Here is a 6,276-nt window from a genome sequence, read left to right as displayed (position 1 = left end):
CCAGGCTGTCCAGGATCCGGCAAATTCGGTTGCTGGCCCGGCGGGAGGTTCGCCTGCTCCTCGGCAATCCCATCTACTTTGCGTTCCTGGCGGTCCTGCCTTTCGTCCTGGCGGGGCTGACACTGCTGATTCCGGGCGATTCGGGCCTGGCGCGACCCGGCCCCAGCAGCCCCAATGCGCACGAAGCCATCGAGGTCCTGGCAGCCTTCAACGTCGCCGCGGTGATCATCGGCACGGCTCTGACCATCCGCGCGTTGGTTTGCGAACATCGCATCTTCCGGCGCGAGCAAGAGCTCGGGCTGTCCGCACCGGCCTACCTCACCGCCAAGATCACGGTCTACGGCCTGGCCGCCGCCGTCTGGACGGCCGTCGTATTCGCGATCGTCATCGCGGTCAAGGGCGGGCCGGGGAACGGTGCCGTCTTGCTGCACAACGCCACCGCCGAGCTCTACGTCGGTGTGGCCGTCACCGCGATCGTGTCCGCGGTCATCGGCCTGGGGCTGTCGTCGCTGGGGAAGTCACTGCGCGAAGTCCTGCCGCTGGTGGTTCCGGTGATCCTGGCAGCTGCGCTGTTCAACGGGAGCCTGGTGCAGCTGGTGAGCCGGTGGGGCCTGCAGCAGATCAGCTGGTTCGTCCCGGCCCAGTGGGGCTTCGCGGCCACGGCGTCCACCGCGAATCTGCGCAGGGTCGACTCGCTGGCCGCCAACGCCGTGACATGGACTCACTACAGCGGCTGGTGGGTGTTCGACATGGGGATGCTCGTGCTATTCGGTGTCATCGCCGCCGGGTTCACGCTGTACCGATTGCGGTCACCCCTCGGCGAAAGTCGCCACCCGTCCCACGATCGCAAGCCGCAAGAGCCCCCTCGCCGCCAGGGCTGAGGCGTGCTCGCGGTCGTGCGCCCCGGGGCGGCGGCCGCCGCGAAGTTTCGTTCGGCGACATGAACTGTCGTCGTTGTTCGCCGCGACGCTGACCGCCCGTTACTGTCGGCTTATGGCGCCTGAGACGACTAGCACTGCCGACTATCTGCGCAACGCCTTGGACGGGCGCTGGCGCGATGTGAGAAACCGGATGAGGGCCACGCTCACCGAGGACCTGTTCCGCCCGCACTACACCCCGAACACCGTGATCGCCCGCACCAAGGTGGCGGAGCAGATGAGGATCATGGCGGCGTTCGGTGCGGCTGCCGACAGTTTCCGGAAAGAACACGGCGGCACCGGCGACGTCGGTGCGGCGATCACCATGATCGAGATGCTGGCGATGTCGGACCTGTCCTTGATGGTGAAGGCCGGCGTGCAGTGGGGCCTGTTCGGCGGGGCCGTGGAGAACCTGGGCACCGAGCGCCACCATGAGGTCTACGTGCCCAAGATCATCAGCCTGGAGCTGCGCGGCTGTTTCGCGATGACCGAGACCGGACACGGCAGCGATGTGCAGTCGCTGGAGACCACCGCGACCTACGACCCGCAGACTCAAGAGTTCGTCATCAACTCCCCCACCCCCTCGGCCCGCAAGGACTACATCGGTGGGGCCGCCGAAACCGCAACCATGGCAGCGGTTTTCGCCCAACTGATCACCAGCGAAGACGGCGAGCCGGTCAATCACGGCGTGCACTGCGTCCTGGTTCCGATCCGCGACGAGGACGGCAACGACCTGCCCGGAGTCACCACGTCGGACTGCGAATACAAGGGCGGCCTGCCCGGTGTCGACAACGGCCGCATCGTGTTCGACCATGTCCGCGTCCCGCGGGTCAACCTGTTGAACAAATACGGCGACGTCGCGGCCGACGGCACGTACAGTTCGCCGATCGAGAACCCCAACCGCCGGTTCTTCACCATGCTGGGCACCCTGGTCCGCGGCCGTATCACGGTGGGCGGCAGCGCCGGTGCGGCCGGACGCGTCGCGCTGGATATCGCTACCCGATATGCGTTGCAACGCAGGCAGTTCAGCGCACCCGACGACAGCGGCGAAGTGCTGATCATGGACTACCTGGTGCACCAGCGGCGACTGTTTCCGTTGATTGCGAAGTCATACGCGCTGCAGTTCGCGCAGAACGAGTTGGTCGGCAAATGTCATGACGTCCAGAGCGCGGACGCGCCCGACGCCGACGAGCAGCGCGAACTCGAAGCGCGTGCCGCCGGGTTGAAGGCCGCCAACACCTGGCATGCCAGCCGGGCGATCCAAGAGTCCCGCGAAGCGTGCGGTGGCGCGGGTTATATGGCCGAGAACCGGCTGATCGGGCTGCGCGGCGACACAGACGTTTTCACCACATTCGAGGGCGACAACCACGTGCTGACCCAATTGGTGGCCAAGGAACTGCTCACGGCCTACGCCGACGACATCAAGAGCATGAGTCCGGTCGAATGGGTGCGCTTCGCCGCCAGCACCGTGGGCGAACGTGTCGTCAAACGCACTGCCGCAGAAGCGATTATCCAAACGATCGTGGATGCCCGGCAAGACAGCGAGGAAGAGGGCAGCCTGTTCAACCGCGGCACCCAGATCACGATGTTCGAGGACCGCGAGGAGTATCTGCTGGCGTCGGTGGCCCGCCGGCTACAGGCCAAATCCAAAGAGATGTCGGCATTCGACGCGTTCAACTCGGTGCAGGATCATGTGTTGCATGCGGCCGGCGCGCACATCGATCGAGTCATCCTGGAGGCATTCGTCGCCGGGATCGACGCGTGCCCCGACGAGCAGGCCCGCGAACTACTCGGCATCTTGTGCGACCTGTACGCGCTGTCGGTCATCGAGGACGACAAGGCCTGGTACATCGAGCACCGCTACCTGTCCACCGAACGCGCCAAGGCGGTCACCCGGGGAATCAACGACCGTTGCCGCGCGCTGCGCCCGCACGCCGAGACGCTGGTCGACGGTTTCGGGGTCCCGGAGCGGCTGCGTTACGTCGAGATGCTGCACCCGGAGAACCTGTCCGAGGCCGTCACTGGCTGACCGCCTGATCGGCGATCGTGTCCTGACCCTGCCGGCCAGGCGAAGCCGCGGTGCGCAAGAAAGTCATTGGCCTGAAACGTTATTGATTCGGAACCTTGCCAAGGGTTTGCAGCTTGCCATCTGAACCGACCCGGAACTTGACCGTTCCGATTCCGGTGGGACAGCACAGCTGGTCATTTCCCTTCTGCCACTGGTACTGAACGGTGACGGTGTCATCCGAGGGCGGCAGCACGGTGATATACGGCTTCGGGTTCGGCGTGGGGCTACCCAGCGGCCTGTTGTGGTCGAAGAAGAGCAGCTGTTGGGGACTTGATTCGCTCGCGATCGTCGGGATGATCTGCACCCAGTACAACCGGCAATTCCGGGTGTGCCCCCGACCCATCTCGACCCAGATGGTGCCGGGGATGGCAATGGGAACCGCGGTGATGGCCTGGCGCACGGTGTCGGCCGTCGGCCCGTCGGTGGCCTTGCAGGTATCGGGTCGGGCCTGCGGTGGCGCGGTCGGCTTCCAGCCGCAGCCGGAGGCCAGCAAAACCAGACAGATCACAATGAGCTGACGCACGCGGTGAGCTTAGCGAAGACTGTGAATGTCCCATCGGTTTGGTCAAAAACCCCGTTCTGAGAAGCGTTTCACGGGGCGTCGTGCGTAACCTCGAACGGAGCGACCGGTCAACGGTGACCTGCGGTAACGCGATCCACAGCCGTGAATTCCCCGGCGATTTCACATCGGCGTATCGGCCGTTGAGAGGAAGAAGTAAACCGGGGGAAATTTCGGGCAGCGATGCCGAAACATGCCTGCTCCACAATCAACTCACTCGATACGGAGCTAACTCGTACGCACTCGACGGAGGGACGTAAGCGTGACCAGGGAGTCCATGGCGCCTGAGAACGCCGTGAACACCATGTGCGCTTACTGCGGCGTCGGTTGCGGCTTGGTGTTGCAGATCACAACGGACCCGGAAACGGGCCGCGGTCACGTCGCCAAGTCGATTGGGGACAAAGAACATCCCGCCAACTTCGGCCGGCTGTGCACGAAGGGTGCTACCACCGCGGACATGCTCGGCGCACCGGGCCGGATGGATTCGGCGCACGCGCGGGCCGATCGCGGCGAGCCACTCGAGCCCGTCGACATGGACAGGGCGATCACCCAGTGCGCGAAGCGGTTACGGGCGATCATCGATGAACACGGCGCGGACGCCTTCGCGATGTATGTGTCCGGCCAGATGTCCATCGAGGCGCAGTATCTGGCGAACAAGCTGGCCAAGGGTTTCATCGGCACCAACCAGATCGAGTCGAACTCGCGACTGTGCATGGCCAGCGCGGGTTCTGGTTACAAGCTCTCACTGGGCGCGGACGGACCGCCCGGGTCATACCAAGACTTCGAGTGTGCCGACGTCTTTTTCGTCATCGGTGCCAACATGGCCGACTGCCATCCCATCCTGTTCTTGCGGATGATGGAGCGGGTCAAGGCCGGCGCAAAGCTGATCGTCGTCGACCCCCGTCGCACCGCGACCGCCGACAAGGCCGATCTGTTCCTGCAGATCGCGCCCGGATCGGATCTGGCACTGCTCAACGGACTGCTGCACCTGATCGTCGAGAACGGCCACACCGACCCCGATTTCATCGCCGAATTCACCGAGGGCTGGGACGTGATGCCCAGTTTCCTGGAGCAGTACACCCCCGAGATGGTCAGCTCGGTGACCGGTATCCCGGAAGAGGACATCCGCAAAGCGGCTCAAATGATCGGCGAAGCCGAGAATTTCATGAGCTGCTGGACGATGGGCCTCAACCAGAGCACCCACGGCACCTGGAACACCAACGCCATCTGCAACCTGCACCTGGCCACGGGCGCGATCTGCAAGCCGGGCAGCGGCCCCTTTTCCCTCACCGGCCAACCCAACGCGATGGGCGGCCGCGAGATGGGTTACATGGGGCCGGGATTGCCGGGTCAGCGCTCGGTGGCATCGGACGACGACCGAGAGTTCGTCGAAAAGCTTTGGGGCATCCCCCGCGGGACGCTACGCACCGACGTCGGCAGCGGCACCATCGACATGTTCTCCCGGATGGCCGACGGACAGATCAAGGCGTGCTGGATAATCTGCACCAATCCCGTTGCCTCCGTGGCCAATCGGAAGACGGTACTGGCCGGACTCGAGCGCGCCGAATTGGTGATGGCCCAGGACGCGTTTTTGGAGACCGAGACCAACGAATACGCCGATGTGCTGTTGCCCGCAACCCTGTGGACAGAGTCCGAAGGGGTCATGGTCAATTCCGAGCGCAACATGACGTTGTTCCAGCCGGCGGTCCAGGCGCCGAGCCACGCTTTGCCGGACTGGCAGATCATCGCCCGCATCGCCTGCGAGATGGGCTTTTCGGAGGCATTCAGCTACAACTGCGCCGAGGAAGTATTCGACGAGATCAAGCGGTTCTGGAACCCCAAGACCGGTTATGACCTGCGCGGCGTCAGCTACGAGCGGCTGCGTGAGGGCCCGCTGCAGTGGCCGTGCGCACCGGAGGGCGATGCAGACCGCAACCCCATCCGTTATCTCAATGACGGTGTCAGCCAGACCCAGCTGGTCCGCGAGGACGGCAGCGTGCCGCGGTTGGCCTTCCCTACGCCGACGGGCCGTGCGGTGTTCTTCGCCCGCCCACACCTGCTGCCCGAGGAAATGCCCGATGACGACTACCCGTACCTGCTGAACACCGGTCGTCTGCCACACCAATGGCACACCATGACCAAGACCGGCAAGGTCGCCAAACTCAACAAGCTCAATCCCGGTCCGTTCATCGAGATCCACCCCGACGACGCCGCCCGCCTGCACATCGCCGACGACGATCAGATCGAAATAGCTTCCCGCCGCGGCCGTGCCGTGCTGCCCGCCGTCATCAGTGACCGGGTGCGGCCCGGTAACTGCTTCGCGCCCTTCCACTGGAACGACACTTTCGGCGAATACTTGTCGATCAACGCCGTCACCAGCGATGCGGTCGATCCCATCTCGAGCCAACCGGAATTCAAGGCGTGCGCCGTCACGCTGACGAAGATTGCCGTGTCTCAACCCGATTCGGGCGCAGAGGTCCCGGCACCCACCGACACACCAGAATCCGCACCCATGGAGGTACGAGAAATCAGCGTGTCACAAGTCGACGCTCTCGGCGAATTGCTCGGTGTGACAACACAACCCAGGCCGGAATTCGACGAGCGCGGCCGCTCATATCTGGCCGGCATGCTGTCCGGACTTCGCTCAGACGCCGGTCGCGGCGCCCGCGGGGTGCCCGCCCTGCCGCCCAGCGCACCGTTCGATTCCAGCACCAGGCTGTGGGTGGACGGCC

The 6,276-nt window shown here is 64.5% G+C and carries 4 protein-coding genes; 3 read left to right on the top strand and 1 reads right to left on the bottom strand.

All coding sequences use genetic code 11. The annotated features are described in order from the left end of the window. Nucleotides 1-881, top strand: an 881-nt coding sequence (locus A5782_RS03025) for an ABC transporter permease (protein ID WP_156623771.1), incomplete at its 5' end; no start/stop codon positions are given. A 112-nt stretch (nt 882-993) separates the two neighbouring features. Beyond that, entirely contained in the window at nt 994-2,946 is a 1,953-nt protein-coding gene (locus A5782_RS03020; protein ID WP_067094939.1) for an acyl-CoA dehydrogenase, read from the top strand. A gap of 79 nt (nt 2,947-3,025) precedes the next feature. On the opposite strand, the gene A5782_RS03015 is transcribed toward A5782_RS03020, so the two are convergent. Further along, nucleotides 3,026-3,493 (bottom strand): LppP/LprE family lipoprotein, encoded by a 468-nt coding sequence (locus A5782_RS03015; protein WP_067094942.1) that lies wholly within the window; start codon nt 3,491-3,493, stop codon nt 3,026-3,028. 328 nt (nt 3,494-3,821) lie between these two features. Here A5782_RS03015 and A5782_RS03010 point away from each other — a divergent pair. Then, nucleotides 3,822-6,276: molybdopterin oxidoreductase family protein (locus tag A5782_RS03010; RefSeq protein WP_156623772.1), on the top strand; the 2,455-nt coding region annotated here is incomplete at its 3' end.

Source organism: Mycobacterium sp. 852002-40037_SCH5390672, from assembly GCF_001665875.1.
Lineage (GTDB): Bacteria > Actinomycetota > Actinomycetes > Mycobacteriales > Mycobacteriaceae > Mycobacterium.
This window is presented reverse-complemented; position numbering and strand designations above follow the sequence as displayed.

What these genes read in the sequence shown, in the direction of transcription:
- A5782_RS03020 (WP_067094939.1), top strand. Translation starts at nt 994, where the DNA reads ATGGCGCCTGAGACGACTAGCACTGCCGACTATCTGCGCAACGCCTTG.